Here is a 17057-nt window from a genome sequence, read left to right as displayed (position 1 = left end):
GTGGGGTTGGCAATATTATAATTCTGGTAAATCACCACTTTGATCAAGTTCACGAGCGATTTCTGCTTTCTTTGTGCTTACGGCCTCTTCGTAATCACGATAGAAACACTGGTTTTTGTAAGCTTCATTCTTTGTTGAAAAGCGCTCTGTACCTTGGATGAGGTACGGGATTCCGCCACTTTTATCCAGTAGCTCTTTACACCTTTTAAGAACATACTTTGCTCTTAGGCCCATACCTTTTTGTTTAATCATCGGGTAGTAGATGGCACAAGAGTGAAGAGTGTCACGGTAGATATCGTCACGGCTTCCTTTATCAAGGGCGACTTTTACATTCTTGTTTAGAACCTTGATGATCTCTTTTGCGAAAACTTTTTCAAAGTTTTTACGTGCTGTATTCATTAGTGGGATATTACTTGCTCCCACATTATCTCCACGAAGAAGGCTTTCTTGCATTCCACGATAAATTGGAACTAAGAAAATATACTTCGAGTAGTTTAAGCTATCTTGGTATGTAAGCTCAGGAGATTCAGCATATGGAAGGCCATATAAGAAGAATTCTTCAACTGTCCTGATATAGTTGTAAAAACTTGCATCAATTGTTTCAACTGAAAGTACATCACCATCAGATAGGTTATTTGCAAGATACGTATAAGCAGCTTGAGAAAGGTCCTTGAAGCTGTCACACTGGCATGTTGGATTGTCGATATCACAATCTTCTGGCGTTAGTCCTTGTGTGTCTGTCACAACATTTTCAAAATTAACGAGTGCCTTAAGGGCCTTTAGTGCTTTCTTAATTCTAATTGAAAACAGTGAAGTTGCCTCTGGCCTTGTTGTCGTGTTTTCTAGGTCTTCTTCAAAGATTTGAATAACTTCAGAAATCGAGAAGTCCTTCTTGTTGTCGCGCCAATTATCTTCGGCTTCGATTACTTTATAAAGTCTTTCAACGTTTACTGAGTTTCTAAGTTTTTCAGAAAGTCTTTCCTTATCGGCACCAAGGTCAGCTAAGGCCGGCTTAATTACTTCTTGGATATATTGCGTACGATCTTCATCACGTGCAATAGCAGCTTCCTGACAGTCACTATTTTCTTTTACCCAGTACTTACCATTTTGGAACTCTCGACAATAAACTTTTAGTTTAGAGTTGATATTTGTATACCAAGTCAGCATATGGGCCCACTCTGACCATGGGCGAATGTTTTGATAGCTATCATTCCACTCTTCAATCTCGTAAGGATTTGGTTGATAGAGCCTAAGTTTTGCTTGCTCTTTTTGTAGAGTGGCAATCGTTACAATTGTATCCTGTTGGTTTGCTGTCTCGTAAATATCACGAAGTTCACTAAGGATTCGTTGAAGACGAGGGTAGTGCTTTCTTAAGTCTTTTACTCTTTCAAAATCTTTTGTTGGAGTATCAAGCTCCTTAATATAATTGTACAGCCACTTTGCTTCTTCTCTTGTTGCATTTTTGCGACGAAGGTTACAAGTCATTGCATTGATATTCTTATAAGCACACTTGTAAGAGACGTAGTAGTTACGATTATTATAGAGATCTTCTAAAGCTTGGTTAGCATCATTACCTTTAAATTGAACGTATGAAACAAGACTGTCCACCATATTGGCAAGACCTGTTGAGGCCGCTGCCGTAAATAGGTTCGATCCAGGATAAAGTGCGCCTGCAACTTGACCCATAAGCATGATCGTTGGACGAATCATTTTTGTGCCAAGATCCTCATCACACTCTGGTGCCGCTCTAAGATCATCAAGAATCGTTGTGGCCATACTAAGCGAATCAACAATTCCATTATTACGGTTATTATCCGCATCAAGTAGTTCTTGTCGTCTGCGCTGAAGACTTAGAATTTCTTGATCAAATTGTCCCGTATATGAGCTAGCTGTAACAAGCTTATAGATTTCACTCGAAATCGTCTCAAGGTTTGAGTCAATAATTGAAAGCTCACTAGAGCTTGAACGGTATTGTTCATTTAAAGAGGCGAGGAAGGCCTTTGAGTTGGCATATATTGACTGACAACGGTAGCGCTCATCATTAATATCTTTGATGGCCGTGATTAGTGAGTCGACAACTTCAAGGACTGCTTGGTCACTTACGAATTGACATGAGTTTGCAAGACGCCCGCTAAAAAGGATTGAGCTGTTAAATTGAGCCTTAGAAAACGTGGCCACCATCGTGATGGCCACTATTTTAATTATAATTTTAATCATTAAAAAAACCTGTGTGTTGTGTTCTTGTGTGTATTTATTTTTTTATTTTTTTAATTTTTTAATCTTTAAATTTTATAGTCTGCGACGATCAACTTTACTTGGTCCTGAGATACAGCTTCTAAGTGCATCAACAACCTCTTCTTGATCGTTACATGAATATTTTGACTTACACTGCTTTTCAAAACAGGCTACATCAAAAGTCCCTGTACATTGGTTTGTAATCGCTTTTAAGTCTTCAAGACTATCAAAGTCTCTTGGGTGAAGTCTTGAAAGAGCACTTGCTAAACAAGAGTTTTGAACAAGCCAAAGTCTCGAGTTAATAAAAGTGATCTCTGAGAATTCATCACGATCATAACGGTACATATTCTTCATTGCTGTTTGATGAGCATATCCAGATACATACTGACAAGAGCGAGCAATTGAAACCATCTCTTCAATTTCATTTTGCTCATAGCTTGAAATAAGCTTCATTGATAAATCAATACATCCTAAGTCTAGTTGTCTTGAACATGCATCAAAGATCATACGATGCTCTGTTCTTGAACTACACTCACCTGGATTATTTGCACATAATTTCTCAACACATTGAGCTTGTGTATGAGATGGAATTTGTGGTGCTTGAAATTGCGCCATTGTACTAGTTAAGTAAACAATAGCAGCTAGCAAGATTACTGCTCTAAACATAAATACCCCCAAAAATTTCCTATTCTTATATAATTTTGGTGGGCCTATGCAAAGGGCTTTATAGTACGGCGCGGAGCGAAGTGTTCGAAATTACATTAAGCATTATAAAATTTATCGAGCCTGACCTTCATATTTGGAAAGATTTTAATGGCCTGCTCATACCACTCTTGGGTGCTTTCCTTCTTTCGGTTCATCTCAATAGAGCGCTTAATGATGATTTCATAAAGGATTTCTGATTTATAGCCGCTGTTTAGTGTATCAATGGCCATCTTTAATGATTGAGAAGCAGTTGAATCTTTGTCACATACAAGGGCATCCATCAACGGTGCATTCTCATATTTTGGAAACTTCTCTTTTTGTTTTACTTGAATAAATTTAGTCGTTTTATTGTCTGGCGTATGGGCCAGAACCACTAGCATACGCTCTAAAATTGCAGGCTTTGTCGTACAGATAATTGAAGCTTCTTCTAAGAGTTTTAATGAATCCTTATATTTCTTGTCTCTTAGAAGTTCTTGAATCGAAGTATTATCGAAATCAATCTTATCCAATTCACATTGAACATAGATAACAAGAGCTGCAGCAATGGCATCTTTAATATCATCAGATGGTTCATTCACTTTCTTATACGCTTCATAGTAGTTTAAGATAAGCTCATGCTTTCTCGCTGCAACTGCAACCATCGATAGATCTCTTAGCATATCTGGAGAAATAGGGTAGGCAGCATGAAGTTTTAATGAATACTGAAGTGCCATATAATAATTTTTTTGGTGCTTATATGCTTTAAAGAATAACTTTAATGTATTGAAGTCTGTTGAATTTAGAGCATAGGCTTGTTCAAGTGACTTTATCGCCTCATCATACTTTTCTTCTTTAAACTGGCAAAGACCTTCAAGGTAGTGTGTTTCAAATGGATTTTTTGATAGTTCACGGGCTTTTTGCGTGATCTCAAAAACCTTTTCATGCTTTGAACCAACATACTCGTAGGCTTCATTGATTAATTGTCTATACTCACTAGGGGAAGACTTCATTTTGTAAAGTTCTTCCATAAGTGCTTTGATGCTATCGACTGTAAAAGGAATCGGAAGAACAAGATCGACTTGTTGTTGCGCGATTCTTGAAATGGCATCAATAGAGTCATTTTGTGTTAAGAGAATAAAACTATTCTTTGTACGATTTGGAAGTATTTTTAAGTGCTCTTTAAGAACTTGGTTATAGCGTCCTTCCGCTAGAACTTCATAAGAGAATACAAGAGTAGGCTTAAAGCTTTTCATCTCTTTAAGTGCATCTTCAAAAGTTTTAGCAAATCGAACATTCTTTCTCTGGACCCCCAGAGTTTTAAATGCATTCTCATAGGCCACGCGTGCGTTTCCTATGGACTCGACTACTAAAACTTCCATGTCGTTAAAAAATGCTTCTCTATTCATTTCTTCAATTCCGTAACTGTCTCTTATTTTTTATTCTTCGTGTGTGTTTCTATATTGATTTAAAAGTTCATTGAAGCGCTCTTGTCTTTCTAAGATCACTGCTTCAATTTTCTTGTGCTCCTTCATGTTGTCCTCTAGTAAACGAAAAACAACTTTATTTTCTTCAGGGCCATACTCTTCAATCTCCACGACTTCACTCGAAAGCTTTATGACATTGCTAAGTTTCGTAATATCGCTTAGCTGACCTTTTGGGACCTGCGAGCTTTGAATGATGTAGAGATTAATTTTGTGCCCACTAGCACATGTTTTCTTTGGAATAATTGCACAAATACTATTAGGTGATTCCAACATCAGTATTTGGTTTTTTTCTGTATCGTAGACGTTTGTATTACTTGTAATATTCTCAAACGCTAATATAAATTTATTGCTTTTTTCTGAAGCAATTTTAATAGCTTGTTTATCCATCACTAAAGATTAGCTTAAGCTTGGAATCGGTGCAAAGGTGACCATTTTACCCACTTATTTAGTTGAGATTAGTGCTATTTATCGACAAATTAAAGAGGCATTCCGTTTTTTTTATTGACGTAGTTTAGGCCAGGTACTTAAAATTACATTATTACAAATTTTTCATTAAAAACACTAAACACGAGGTTTAAAATGGCAAAGAAAAAAGCTACGAAAAAAGCAGCTCCAAAGAAGGCAGCAGCAAAGAAAGCAGCTCCAAAAAAAGCAGCTAAGAAAACAGCTAAGAAAGCATCTAAAAGAGAAATGCTTCTAGTTGGTTCAAAAACTAAAGAAGCACTTAAGGGTAAAGGATACAACGTATCTTCAGACGCTCTTGAAGCAATGAACGAGTACGTATACTGGCTAGTTGATCAAGCTCAAAAGAGATGTACAGCTAACGGTAGAAAGACAATTCGTCCATACGATATCCTAGGATAATCGACACGAATCAATTTCGTTAGAAATAAAAAGGCCACTCTTAGAGTGGCTTTTTTTTTTATGTCCAAGATGGATGGTATGTCGACTATTTAAAGTTTAATTTCTGATTGTTCTCCAGATTCCATATGCTTCACTTGTAGCACGCCTCTTTCCTTCTCAGCATCACCATAGAAGATTACATTCTTAACTCCACGCTTGTTAGCGTAAGTCATCTGTTTCTTCATTTTTGCTGAAGTAGGGTAGATTTCAATCGAGTGGCCTTCTAATCTAAATTTACGAGCAATTTGTAGGTATTCTTTTTGGTCTTCATCACTCATGTTGATGATCATATAATCAACGCTTGCACTAATCTCTTCGAATAATCCGCGATCAAGCATTACATCATAAATTCTTTCTGCTCCAAATGAGATACCAACACCTGAGAGTTTCTCTTTTTGACCAAACATACTTGTTAAGTCATCGTAGCGTCCACCGCCTCCGATGCTTCCCATTGAACCATCAACTAGCTTAACTTCGAAGATACAGCCAGTGTAGTAATCAAGTCCTCTGGCCAGAGTAGGGTCAAATACTAGGTTTTCAATACCAAGCTCTCTTACGTTTGAAAGAACAAATTCTAGCTCTTCTAGGCCAAGCTTACCAATTTCATCAGCACCAAGGAACTCTCTAATTGTTGAAAGCTTCTTATCTGAGTCACCTTCAAGTGTTAGTAGAGTAGAGAGGCGACTTACTTGATCTTCATTGAATCCGCGGCCAAGTAGTTCTTCACCAACTTTTTCAGCACCAATTTTATCGAGCTTATCAATGGCAACTGTCATATCTGTTAGTTTGTCACTAACTCCAAGAACACTTGCGATACCCTGAAGAATCTTTCTGTTATTGATAACGATTTCAACACCGTCGATTTTTAGATCTTTAAATACATCGTGATAAACCTCAACTAGAGAAACTTCACTTAGTAGTGATTCTGTTCCGATGATATCTCCATCACATTGATAGAACTCTCTATAGCGACCTTTTTGAGGGCGATCAGCTCGCCATACAGGCTGAATTTGGTAGCGTTTAAATGGCAGGGCCAGCTCATTAAGATTTGCACATACATAACGAGCAAATGGAATTGTTAGGTCGTAGCGAAGGCCACGATCACACATTTTGCTCGAAACAGCTGATAGATTCTTTTCTTCTAAATCTTCAGGTTTTACTTTCTTTAAAAAGTCTCCTGAGTTCAGAACACGAAAAAGAAGTTTATCTCCTTCCTCTCCATATTTTCCCGTAAGTACGTTCAGGTTTTCAACGGCCGGCGTTTCAAGTGGCATAAAACCGTGAGATTGGAACCTCTTTTTAATTGTTTCAAAAATATGATTTCTTCTTGATGACTCAATTGGACCAAAATCTCTTGTACCTTTTGCATTTTGCGGCTTAATAATCGCCATTAAATTACCCCTTCGAAATAAATATATTTGTTTATACCCTGATTTTTAGTACTTTTAAAGCAATAGGCGTTTAAAAAACGTGACTTCTTTGCCATAATTTTCTTATGAGACAACACACAAAGCTATTACTATTTTTCTTTATTCTATTTATTTATTCATGTGCTGGAATTAAGCCATTACCTAAGCTTGGAACTTATGAAGTTGAGCAGCGTGTGGCCTATCCTGGTAAGGTCAATAAAATCGTCTTGCAATTGCCAAGTATTGGCGAAAAATTTCGCGTTCTATGTGGCGAAGAGACACTTGGCCACAATGTGAAAGGGAATACGCTTGAAACAGTCTGGGCACCGCAGTATTGGTATTTTGAAACAAAAGACGGTGAAGAGACAAACGCACCAACTTCGGTTCACTGTTACCTAAAGTCTGAAGTATACGGACAAGAGGTTCAATATCATATTGCAACTTTTGAAGTTAAGCCATTTGAGTATAAGAAGTCTTATATTAAGGTTTCTAAAAAACACGTGGATTTAGCTCCTGAGGATGTTAAGCGTTGGCAGGAAGAGGTGAAGTTACAAAAAGAAGCCTATGCAACTGCTGAACTTGAAAAGTCATTAACTGATAAAGAATTTATTAAGCCACTAAACTCAAAAATTACTGCCTATTATGGAAACCGTCGTGTCTTTAATGATAAGAAAAATAGCTGGCACTCGGGAACAGATATGCGTGCCAGAAGGCCAACTCCTGTAAAAGCTTCGAATGATGGTAAAGTTATTCTTGTTAAAGATCTCTTTTTTAATGGAAATGCCGTCTTTATTGACCACGGTGCAGGTGTCATCACGATGTATTGCCACTTGTCAAAATTCAAGGTTAAGCAAGGTGAAACAGTTAAGCGTGGTCAAGTCATCGCTTTAAGTGGTAATACTGGTCGTTCTAGTGCTCCACACTTACACTGGGGTGTTCGTGTGCAAGGCAAGTGGATTGATGGACTACAGTTCATTAAAGAGAAAGGGCGAGAGCAAAAGGCCCAAAAATATGTTACGCCAAAAGTTGAAGGGAAGAATTAATGACTCCAATAATTATTGTCATCGTTTTACAAGTTGTAATCTTAGCTTTCTTATTTCTAATTTTTAAGAAAGAACACACGGTTAATTTTGATGAAGTAACAAATCTTATTCGCTCTCAAAAAGACGATATGACAGAGACGCTTTTTAGAAATAATAATCAGCTTGCGGAGAATTTTTCAAATCTTAGAGAGATCGTTGTAGAGCGCTTAATGGAGACAAAGGGCGCACTTAATAAAGACATGTTTAGTTTTAAGGATCAGCTAACTCAAGATCTTGAAAAGAAATTTGATAAGACTAATCATGCTATTCAAGAAAAGCTTGAAAAGATTAATAATAAGGTTCAAGAAAACTTAAATGAAGGTTTCAAAAAAACTAACGAAACTTTTACTGGAATCATTGCTCGTCTTGCTAAAATTGATGAGGCCCAAAAGAAAATTGAATCTCTTTCAACGAATGTTGTAAGTCTACAAGAGGTATTAACAGATAAGAAGTCACGTGGGATTTTTGGTGAGGTTCAATTAACTTCTCTTCTTAAGTCTGTCTTTGGAGAAGGTGATAAGTACTACAAGCTTCAGTTTAAGCTATCTAATGACAAGCTTGTGGATGCCATGCTTGATCTTCCTGAGCCAATTGGAAGACTTTGTGTGGACTCGAAATTTCCGTTAGAGAATTTTAAGAGAATGTTTGAGGGATCGGTTGAGGAAAAGACTGTTGCTCGTCGTGAATTTGTGAAGAACGTTAAAAAGCATATTGATGATATTTCTTCAAAATATATTATTAAGGGGGAAACTTCTGAGCAGGCCGTTTTATTCTTACCTGCAGAAGCAATCTTTGCTGAGATCCATGCCTATCACGAAGATATTATTGCTTACTCTCAAAAGAAGAATGTTTGGATTGCTTCACCGACAACTTTTATGGCCACTTTAACAACAGTTCAATCAGTTTTGATGAATATGGAGCGATCTAAGTATATGTCGATTCTTCACGAAGAGATTAATAAGCTAGGAGTTGATTTTGGCCTCTATGAGAAGAGATGGGGCGATCTAACTAAGCACTTAGCGACGGTTACTAAAGATGTAAATAATATTAATATAACAACTGGAAAGATTTCTAAGAGATTTCAGAGGATTATGGAAGTTGAAATCGATAAGGGGCAAACCCCAGAAGTCGAATTTTCTAGTCAGGAAAGCCTAAATGACCTATAATGGTCATTAGATTTCAAAGAAATTTAATTAAAAGGAATAATATATGAGTTTAGAAGTATTCGTAGCACTATGTTTAGTTGGTTTCTGGGCCCTTCTTCCAGCGTCTCTTGCAATTGCATGTAAAGATTTTGATGATGCGATGATGGATGATCACCACTAAGAAATAATCAATTTGATTTTTATTTAAAAAATATGAACAGGGACTAGATTAGTCCCTGATTTTTTGCCTGTTCAACAGTTAGAGTTTTTAGCTGTACCGCATGTAAGTCTTCACTTAACTTTTGCTTTAAAATATCCATAACCATTCTGTGCTGAGCTAAAAGCATTTTACCTTTAAATTCATCACTCACGATTGTGATACCAAGATGATCGCCTCCACCAGTTAGGTCGTAGATCATTACTTGTGAATCTTTGATATTTTCTTCGATGATTGTTTTTACTTGTTCAAATAACATATAAACTCGCTTTCTTTATTTTGCGTTTTCTTATAGTACAACTTTAGAAGCTGCATAGAAGCTTGTGATAAAAGTTAAAATTCTAAACGCTAGAGTAGTAATACCTAGGTAACGGTGTTTTTTAATAAAGCTAGAATTACCTTTTAGAATCATACGGCCAGAGATTACCATTGCGATGTAAAGAAGTACGCTTGATACCGCAAAGAATAGGTGAATTTTTAGAGCTGTTTGCGATTGGAATACTTCCATTGCTTTATCAATTGCACTGCGGCTTAATTCAATTTGTAGAATTAAAATAACATCCCAAATCATCGCTCCAGACATTATCTTAACGTGCTTCTGGCGTTTTTTGCTCTGGGTTACTCCATAAATCATTAAAGATAGGATCAAAAATGATTGAATTTGAAAAAATGTCGCTGAAGACATGGCGCACCCTTACGTAATGAAATTATTAATAATATGTAGCCTAGAATAAGGCATAAAAAGGTGATTATCAATACGATTTAACAATGTTAAGTTAAATAAAGGCGAAGGCCTATGGGAGCAGTAAAGAAGCATGGATACGATGAATACAGAAAATAACACACTAGGCAAATGGGCACTTCTTGATATCGAGACAACAGGTGCAGATTGTAGTGTTGATGAAATAATTGATGTTGGTTTTCTTCAGTTTGAAGGAACTAAACTTGTTCATAAATATGAATCACTATGTCGTCCTAGTTTTGAAATTTCAAAGTTCATTCAAAAGCTCACAGGTATTGATAACAAAATGCTAAAGCGTGCTCCGCTTCTTGATGATGTTATTGGAGAAGTCCTTGAGTTAGATGGCCACGACATTCTCGCTCATAACGCAGATTTTGAGGCCGGCTTCTTAGACCATCACTTTGAAACACTCGATTTTAGAGAAGGTCACCGTTGGCAAGATTCTCTTTATTTTCTTTCACTCCTTTTCCCTCATATGTCTTCACTTAAACTTGAAAACTTTATTGTTGGTTTTGGATTAGCTGAAAAAGAATTACACCGAGGGTTTCAGGATTCAGTTGATCTTTTAAAAGTTGTAATTGTCGCAACACTTATGACAAAGAAAGATGCCGGTAAATATAACTTCATGATGTCAATAATGCATAAGTACTCACTTCATGATTATTGGTTCTTTAGGTTTCTATGTCTTTATGAAGAAGAGCTATTTGAAATCTCTGAGCAGATAGATTTTGATCCAGCAGCTCATATTGAGATGGCCCTAGAGTGGGCATATCCTAAAACACTTGAAGATAAGCAGGTGTATGAGCAAAATTTCGATATAACTTTTAACGGGCAAAACGTAAAAAATATCTTTAGCGATGAAGAGAAGGTTTCGACATTATTCAATGGCTATCGCTATCGTAAGTCACAAGAGGATCTGGCCCTTAAAGTTGGCCAATCTTTTAAGAATCATATTCACGCCATGGTGCAAGCGCCAACTGGAACGGGGAAAACTCTTGGCTACTTAGTGCCAAGTGCACTATTTGCATTAAGTGAACAGAAGCAAGTTCTTGTTGCTACAGGGACAAAGACTCTTCAGGCCCAGGCCATGAATAAAGATGTTCCGGCACTTCATAAACTTTTAGGAGTTTCACCAAAAGATCTGAAGATTCGCCAGCTCATTGGTTCAAGTAACCACTTTTGCGAACTTCTATTTACGCAAAGACAAAATGAGGAAGACCTTTTTTCTCAAAGTAATGACATAAAAGATAAGTTTGCAGATATCTATTTTGAATCTCTTTTCTATCACAATTCAAATAGTGCGCTTGAACATATGATCTCTAAAGATGATCTACCATTTGTTCTTCGTATGAAGCTTGAAAACTTTACGCAAGCTCAAAAAGACTTGGCCGTAGATTACCGCGCTTGCTCAAGTAAGCAGTGCCCATTCTACGCCAACTGTACTTATATTCGAGGTTTAAAAGACGCTAAGGAAGCTGATATTATTATCGGAAACCACGCTTTGATGTTTTCTTGGACAAAGTCTTTTCCTAGACCTGCTTACGTGGTTGTGGACGAGGCCCATAAAATTGAAGGTGAGGCGACAAAGGCTTTTTCTGCAGAAGTGGCACAAAGTGATCTTGAAAGTCTTCACAAACAATTTCAAAACCTACAAGGTTTAGGTTCTCTTTTCTACTTAATCAATACAATGATTGAAGAAAATCAAGAGGAAGAGATTTCGTCTCTTCGAATGTTATCAATTGATACGGCCTCTATGCTTAGAGATCACTTATTTGAGCTTCCAGAAAAGTTTGAGATGATCTTTAAAAAGATGCCTCGCTATACAGATAAATTTTGGAATGAGCTTCCAATGATTATGCCAACAGAAAAAGAAGGACTTCGCTTAAGTGTCTTCCACCATCTGGAGAGTATTTTCTATCTTCTAAAATCAGTTTATGAAAGATTATATCCGTATACAATTCGTTGGCAGGCAAGTGATATGCAAGGCCAAGGTGAAATTACTGCTTGGACTCGTTTTGAAGCATTTGTCGGTCAGCTTGAAGATGTGATGAATGCTCTAGCTGTCTTATTAAAGATTGAAAGCTCATCGCAGCCTCATTCTTTATCAATGAAGTATCATGAACAACAAGGCTTCTTACTAACTGCAGGCCCAATCAACACTGGGCGCATCTTACATGACCAGCTTCTGCAGACCTCATCATCTGTTGTCTATACTTCTGCTACTCTTGGCAATGAGCATGGAGATCAGGGAAGTCGTGGCATGGAATGGTCGACGGGCTACCTCTATAGTGAGCCTGAAAGACGCTTTAGAACAGGGCTCTATCTACCTTCAGTATATGATTATAAGAATCGTACAAAAGTTTTCTTGTGTGACGATACACCATCGCTTTACGACAAAGATTTTGTAAAGACTATTTGTGATCGTCTAACACCATTCATTGAGGATATTGATGGTAGAACCCTTTTACTATTCTCTGCACGCGCTCGTTTTGAAAAGGCCGTGGAATATATGCTGGATAAATTTGAGGGCAAGCTACCTGTTTTCGTTCAAGGAATGGGTGCCAATGTTGTGGAAGAATTCAAAGAAAGTGGTAATGGTATTCTCATCGGAATGGAGTCGTTTGGAGAGGGGATTGATGTTCCAGGTGATGCTCTGAGATTTGTTTTCATTGATAAAATCCCTGATCTTTCAATGGAGCAAGTTATTCGTCTTCGTCGTGAGTACTATGAAACTAATATCGGTAATGAATTTGAAGATTACTATCTTGCACACAGAACAAGAAACCTTCATCAAAAGCTTGGAAGACTTTTAAGAACTGAGTCGGATGCAGGAGCGGTTGTTGTTATTGATTCTCGTATTAAGAAGTGGAAGAATTCGACTATGTCCAAGCTAACAAAGCAAATGGAGCCATATCAAATTCATCGCACAAATTTTAAGGATGCTCTTGAAGCTTCTAAAGATTTTGTTAATACCCTTGATTAGGACTTAGAAACGGTAGCCAAATTCTAGAAGATACATGTAACGATCGCCAAAGCTAAGTTCTGTGGTTAATCCGAATTCACGATTGATTTCGTAATTGAGACCCGCAAGTCCGTGCCATCCATATGAAGAAAGGCTTACGTTGAGGACAATATCTTGGCGTGAGCCAGTGATTTTAATATCACTATCAATATACATAGCGCCCGTAAAAATTTGAAGTTTACCAGCGTTGTATCCACCTCGGAAAGCAATACTATAAAGACTCACATCTAATTCATCTTCAATGATAACGTCAGTTAAGTTAACATTAGTCATTGCAAACCAATTATTGTAACCAGCGACAAGAACTCCTCCAAGGTTTGCAACTGTCCCAGTCGCTTTAAATGGAATTTTATGTTGTTGGGCACCAACGATTGGCAATTGAGTTTTAAACTCAAGTTGTACATCAGAATGAATCTGACCAATCCCAAGATATAAGTTAAAGAATGGTAAAAGCCAGAAGTCTGTACGAATCATATTTATTTTTGTTTCAGTATCGACTTTTACATCTCCTGTTACAGGGAGTGCATCAAATAAATTTTCATCATTTAAAGTTGCTTTTTTTACACCAAATTTTTCATCGTGCTCAATTCTTGAAATATTGATTCCATAAGCTCGAGGAAGTGTGTAGCCCATCTTCTTTGCTTCTTCTCCCCAGATTGGAAAATAGCGAGGTTTTTCTTCACTTACTTTATTAACTGGCATTTCTTGGGCCAAGCTCATTAAAGAGCTTAGGAGAATTATTAGAGAGATGATGAGCTTCATTAATTTGTTCTCCTTATTATATATTTGTTAATATCTTCGAACTCTTTTGGAGCGACTGTTTTTGCATAATCGATTTCTTCCTGTGTTAAAGGAATATAGCCTCTGTCGTAGTTCCAACCGTAGCCCCAACGATAAGAGGTCTGGTATTGAGGGCCTCCTCCAATACGCACTCCAAGGTACATGACTATCGACATCCAATCAGTAAACTCTTCTTTTACACATGCCTTTAGTTGTTGATCTGCATTAAATCGCTGCGCTTCTGTTCCACCAAGCCAATAGTGTTGATCGTGAACAAAGCAACATTTCAGCCATGCATCGGGTTTTGAAATTGTTCCGTCTGGCCACTTTGAGCAACCATCAGACATGAATGGTGATAATTGTTTTGAAATATGTGTATTATTTTTCTTTTTAATTTCACTTCTGCTGGCCGGAAGTTTTGCGCATGAAGTTGCCAACAAGAGTAAAGCGAGAATAGGTGAAAGTAGATTATTCTTCATAGATCTATATTATATACGTTTTTTGAAGTTAATTATTCTTAAGGTAATTGTCGTCAAATTCTTTATCGTATTGAGCAATCTTTCTAAGGTCTTTAATCGTTAGCTTCTTATTCCAAATATGTTTTGGAACATGATTAAATTTATCTTCGAATGAAGGATCAATTTCAAGCTTAAGAATTGCAATTTTATCTAAGTTGTAATTTCTAAAAAATTCTTTAATTTCAAGTGTCGCTGGATCTTTTAGCGGAGAAGTCGGAATTTCAAGAGGAGAGAGCCTTAACGATAAGCTATAATCCCTTTTTCTCAGCATGAACTTATCAGGTAATCTAATATCTTGATCCCACCATATTTTGTTCGTCGTCATTAGAAGTCTTTGAGTTTCTTCTTTATCGACAGGCCCTAACTCTTTTAAAGTTTGCTCAAGCCAAGAAGTCATATTCAAATTATACTGAATACTTGAAAAGATGAGCTGTTCGTTGATTAGGGCCGAAGCAAGTTTTGCACCAAGTATATTTGAATAGAGATCTTCTGGTGAGTAAGCTGATTGCTCCTCTGGAAATATTGAGACATTCCTATAACCATGCCACTGGGCAAATTCGTGTGAAACTGCCATCTCGTAAGCAAGTTTGGCCGCTAGTGCAGAGCTTAGGAAGATTCTATCTTTTCCTTCCATTTTACTTGTATCAAAAGCATTGAAAAGAATTGATCGTTTACCAATTTCTCGAGGTAACTCAATTTCAAAATTTGTTCCAAGCCTAGGATAAATTTTATAGAAGAGTGTAAGCGTGACATCTGCAGTATCTCTGATATGTGCAGTATCGATTAAACCACCTCTTCTTGTATAAATTAGGCCATTTACCTCTGGCGTTCTTTTACCGATTGAGGCCATCTCTTCTGCTGAAAATTTTTCTATATTGTATATATGGGTTCCAAGAGAATCGTAATTGACCGTATTTGTCTCTTTAAAAAAGGGGATAGGTATTGATAAGAGTGCCACTGTGAAATTAGTACCAAAAGCACAACAAGGCCTAAAGTTATGAGTAAATTCTACTTTGTCGGAGTGATTAAGTTTTAAATTTAAATTTGAACTTTCACCATTTTCTTTAGACAGGATGCTATTGATAGCTTTCGAGTCAGGCTTAGTGCTTTCTAACCAAATTTTACCTGCGCAAGAAGATGTCAAAACGATTAGAAATAATCCTGTCCACAGCCTTTTCATTCTTAGCCTCGATCGAGGTTGTTAAGATACTTTATCGTTATATTAGTTCCTTGCTTGTCTTTAATAATATAAGGAATTGTTTGGTGTTGGGATAACCAGATGCTTAAGAATTCAGGATCAACTTTCATATCTTTGGCATCATCAGAATCTAATTTCTCAAATAATTTGTACTGAACAGCTGTCACAGTGGCCCCTGCAATTTTAATGGACTCTGATGTTTGAGCTGCTCTTTCAACAACAATATTGTTATTAATGATTGGACCTTCGTATTTCCACTGATTATTAGTAGAGAAGAATGAATAGTAATTCTTTCCAACGGAATCAAATTTCTTTGACCAAAGAAAAAGCATACTACAGCAGCTCAGCGGTGTTGTGACATAGAATTTTGGAGAAGTCGTAATAGATTCTAGCTTAACTTCACCATCGCAATCAAATTGGTACTTGAGTTCACTTGTTGAATGATCAAATAAGAAAATCTCTTTTGAGATTTGTTCCCCGAGGCTTTTAATAATTTGAACTTTAACAGGTGTGTACTCTTTATCAACGGTGTAGGCGACATTGATTTTTAAGAGCTCACCAGTCATTACACGCGCCAGCATTTCTCCTTCAAAGTAGATTTGATGGAGTTTTGGTCTGCGGTAAACTTCAAATGTTTCTTCAGCATAGAGACTATCCTTGCGGTAGTAGTTGTATGCACCGCGTAGGATCTTTTCTCCTTTATTGCTGTTTCCAAAATAGCTCATATTAAATATTATATATTAAATTAAAATTTTGTAGAAGAGGTTAGTTTTGCGCACAGGCTTTCGCGTATTTGTTGAACGCTTTATTTATTTATTCAAAACTGTTGCTTTCTGGTTTATTACAATCATGGGGAACCTTGGCGTTATTATCTTCGCCTTCGTCTTTCTACATCTTGAAAAAGGGCATAACCCAAAAGTTATTGAACTTGGGGATGCTGTTTGGTGGGCATTTACGACAATAACAACTGTTGGTTATGGTGATATTACTCCTGTCACATTTGCTGGGCGTATTATTGCTGTCGTTCTTATGATCTTTGGTACAGGGCTATTTGCCACTTATACCGCTATTTTTGCAAATGTCATGCTCGGTCGACAATTTCTTACGATCGGAAGACGTGTACAAGTCTTAAAAAGAAATGTAGAAGGGATGCAATCAAGTCTACATAGAGAAGATTTAATGCTAGAAAGAGAGCTAGCAAAAGTTAATAAAACTTTAACAATATTAAATGATAGAATGACGAGTCTTGAAGAGAGAATTGGAGAAAAGAAATGAGTTATGAATTTTACAAAGTACTTCACGTGTTTATGGTTGTTCTTATGGTTGCTGCATTTGCACCACAATTTGTAAGTACTGAAGCGCAAAACAGAAAGCTTTTTAAAATTACTTCTGGGATTGCAAGTTTCCTACTTTTCGTAGGTGGTATGGGGCTTCTTGCTCGTATCGGTGTTAGTCACGGTGCTGGTTGGCCAGTATGGGTAAAAGTAAAAGTTGGACTATGGGTTGCAGTTTCTGCGCTTGGGCCAATCCTTGCAAAACGTATGAAATCAAACCGTCTAGCAGGTCTTGGTTTAATCCTTGCGTTAATCTTTATTGCAATCTTCTCTGCAGTAACTAAATACTAAAATTTACAAAGTA

At 37.0% G+C, this 17057-nt stretch carries 17 protein-coding genes; 6 read left to right on the top strand and 11 right to left on the bottom strand.

The window, feature by feature from the left end:
- Window positions 1-15: 15 nt before the first annotated feature.
- From ACMAYS_RS04200 to ACMAYS_RS04185, 4 genes are all read right to left on the bottom strand, one after another.
- On the bottom strand, window positions 16-2217 hold the full coding sequence (locus ACMAYS_RS04200) for a hypothetical protein (protein ID WP_412462796.1): 2202 nt from the start codon (window positions 2215-2217) through the stop codon (window positions 16-18).
- Window positions 2218-2289: 72 nt separating this feature from the next.
- Window positions 2290-2901, bottom strand: a complete 612-nt coding sequence (locus ACMAYS_RS04195) for a hypothetical protein (protein WP_103216768.1) — start codon at window positions 2899-2901, stop codon at window positions 2290-2292.
- A 95-nt stretch (window positions 2902-2996) separates the two neighbouring features.
- Window positions 2997-4325, bottom strand: coding sequence for a tetratricopeptide repeat protein (locus ACMAYS_RS04190; RefSeq protein WP_392991392.1), 1329 nt, complete (start codon window positions 4323-4325; stop codon window positions 2997-2999).
- Window positions 4326-4355: 30 nt separating this feature from the next.
- Window positions 4356-4790 (bottom strand): hypothetical protein, encoded by a 435-nt coding sequence (locus ACMAYS_RS04185; RefSeq protein WP_103216770.1) that lies wholly within the window; start codon window positions 4788-4790, stop codon window positions 4356-4358.
- A gap of 192 nt (window positions 4791-4982) precedes the next feature.
- On the opposite strand from ACMAYS_RS04185, the gene ACMAYS_RS04180 reads away from it, so the two are divergent.
- Window positions 4983-5267: a hypothetical protein gene (locus ACMAYS_RS04180; RefSeq protein ID WP_103216771.1), complete on the top strand. Its 285-nt coding sequence runs from the start codon at window positions 4983-4985 to the stop codon at window positions 5265-5267.
- 89 nt (window positions 5268-5356) lie between these two features.
- Here ACMAYS_RS04180 and hisS read toward each other — a convergent pair whose 3' ends face one another.
- Window positions 5357-6697: a histidine--tRNA ligase gene (gene hisS / locus ACMAYS_RS04175; protein ID WP_412462795.1), complete on the bottom strand. Its 1341-nt coding sequence runs from the start codon at window positions 6695-6697 to the stop codon at window positions 5357-5359.
- A gap of 104 nt (window positions 6698-6801) precedes the next feature.
- On the opposite strand from hisS, the gene ACMAYS_RS04170 reads away from it, so the two are divergent.
- Window positions 6802-7758: a M23 family metallopeptidase gene (locus ACMAYS_RS04170; RefSeq protein WP_103216773.1), complete on the top strand. Its 957-nt coding sequence runs from the start codon at window positions 6802-6804 to the stop codon at window positions 7756-7758.
- Window positions 7758-8963: a DNA recombination protein RmuC gene (locus tag ACMAYS_RS04165; protein ID WP_103216774.1), complete on the top strand. Its 1206-nt coding sequence runs from the start codon at window positions 7758-7760 to the stop codon at window positions 8961-8963. The genes ACMAYS_RS04170 and ACMAYS_RS04165 overlap by 1 nt, the downstream gene beginning before the upstream one ends.
- Before the next feature lie 203 nt (window positions 8964-9166).
- Here the strand turns inward: ACMAYS_RS04165 and ACMAYS_RS04160 are convergent, their stop codons facing one another.
- Entirely contained in the window at window positions 9167-9418 is a 252-nt protein-coding gene (locus ACMAYS_RS04160; protein ID WP_392991396.1) for a BolA/IbaG family iron-sulfur metabolism protein, read from the bottom strand.
- Window positions 9419-9448: 30 nt separating this feature from the next.
- The gene (locus ACMAYS_RS04155) at window positions 9449-9844 is read right to left on the bottom strand and encodes a hypothetical protein (protein ID WP_103216776.1); all 396 of its coding nucleotides are present in this window, start codon (window positions 9842-9844) and stop codon (window positions 9449-9451) included.
- A 130-nt stretch (window positions 9845-9974) separates the two neighbouring features.
- On the opposite strand from ACMAYS_RS04155, the gene ACMAYS_RS04150 reads away from it, so the two are divergent.
- Window positions 9975-12884 carry a helicase C-terminal domain-containing protein gene (locus ACMAYS_RS04150; RefSeq protein ID WP_412462794.1) on the top strand — a complete coding sequence of 970 codons (2910 nt, stop codon included), beginning with the start codon at window positions 9975-9977 and terminating at the stop codon, window positions 12882-12884.
- 3 nt (window positions 12885-12887) lie between these two features.
- On the opposite strand, the gene ACMAYS_RS04145 is transcribed toward ACMAYS_RS04150, so the two are convergent.
- The 4 genes from ACMAYS_RS04145 to ACMAYS_RS04130 are packed head-to-tail and all read right to left on the bottom strand — an operon-like array spanning window position 12888 to window position 16144.
- The gene (locus tag ACMAYS_RS04145) at window positions 12888-13685 is read right to left on the bottom strand and encodes a hypothetical protein (protein WP_412462793.1); all 798 of its coding nucleotides are present in this window, start codon (window positions 13683-13685) and stop codon (window positions 12888-12890) included.
- Window positions 13685-14182 (bottom strand): hypothetical protein, encoded by a 498-nt coding sequence (locus tag ACMAYS_RS04140; RefSeq protein ID WP_412462792.1) that lies wholly within the window; start codon window positions 14180-14182, stop codon window positions 13685-13687. Before ACMAYS_RS04140 ends, ACMAYS_RS04145 begins: the two co-directional genes overlap by 1 nt.
- A 28-nt stretch (window positions 14183-14210) precedes the next feature.
- Entirely contained in the window at window positions 14211-15401 is a 1191-nt protein-coding gene (locus ACMAYS_RS04135; protein WP_412462791.1) for a DUF4056 domain-containing protein, read from the bottom strand.
- A 2-nt stretch (window positions 15402-15403) separates the two neighbouring features.
- Entirely contained in the window at window positions 15404-16144 is a 741-nt protein-coding gene (locus ACMAYS_RS04130; RefSeq protein ID WP_392991406.1) for a hypothetical protein, read from the bottom strand.
- Window positions 16145-16190: 46 nt separating this feature from the next.
- Here ACMAYS_RS04130 and ACMAYS_RS04125 point away from each other — a divergent pair, with 46 nt between their 5' ends.
- Together ACMAYS_RS04125 and ACMAYS_RS04120 are read left to right on the top strand one after the other, a co-directional pair.
- Window positions 16191-16694 carry a potassium channel family protein gene (locus ACMAYS_RS04125; RefSeq protein WP_392991408.1) on the top strand — a complete coding sequence of 168 codons (504 nt, stop codon included), beginning with the start codon at window positions 16191-16193 and terminating at the stop codon, window positions 16692-16694.
- Entirely contained in the window at window positions 16691-17044 is a 354-nt protein-coding gene (locus ACMAYS_RS04120; RefSeq protein ID WP_103216783.1) for a SirB2 family protein, read from the top strand. Before ACMAYS_RS04125 ends, ACMAYS_RS04120 begins: the two co-directional genes overlap by 4 nt.
- Window positions 17045-17057: the final 13 nt, after the last annotated feature.

This window comes from Halobacteriovorax sp. RT-2-6 (assembly GCF_047085025.1).
GTDB lineage: Bacteria > Bdellovibrionota > Bacteriovoracia > Bacteriovoracales > Bacteriovoracaceae > Halobacteriovorax_A.
The sequence above is the reverse complement of the archived record's forward strand: the minus strand, read 5'-3'. Positions and strand labels throughout refer to the sequence as shown.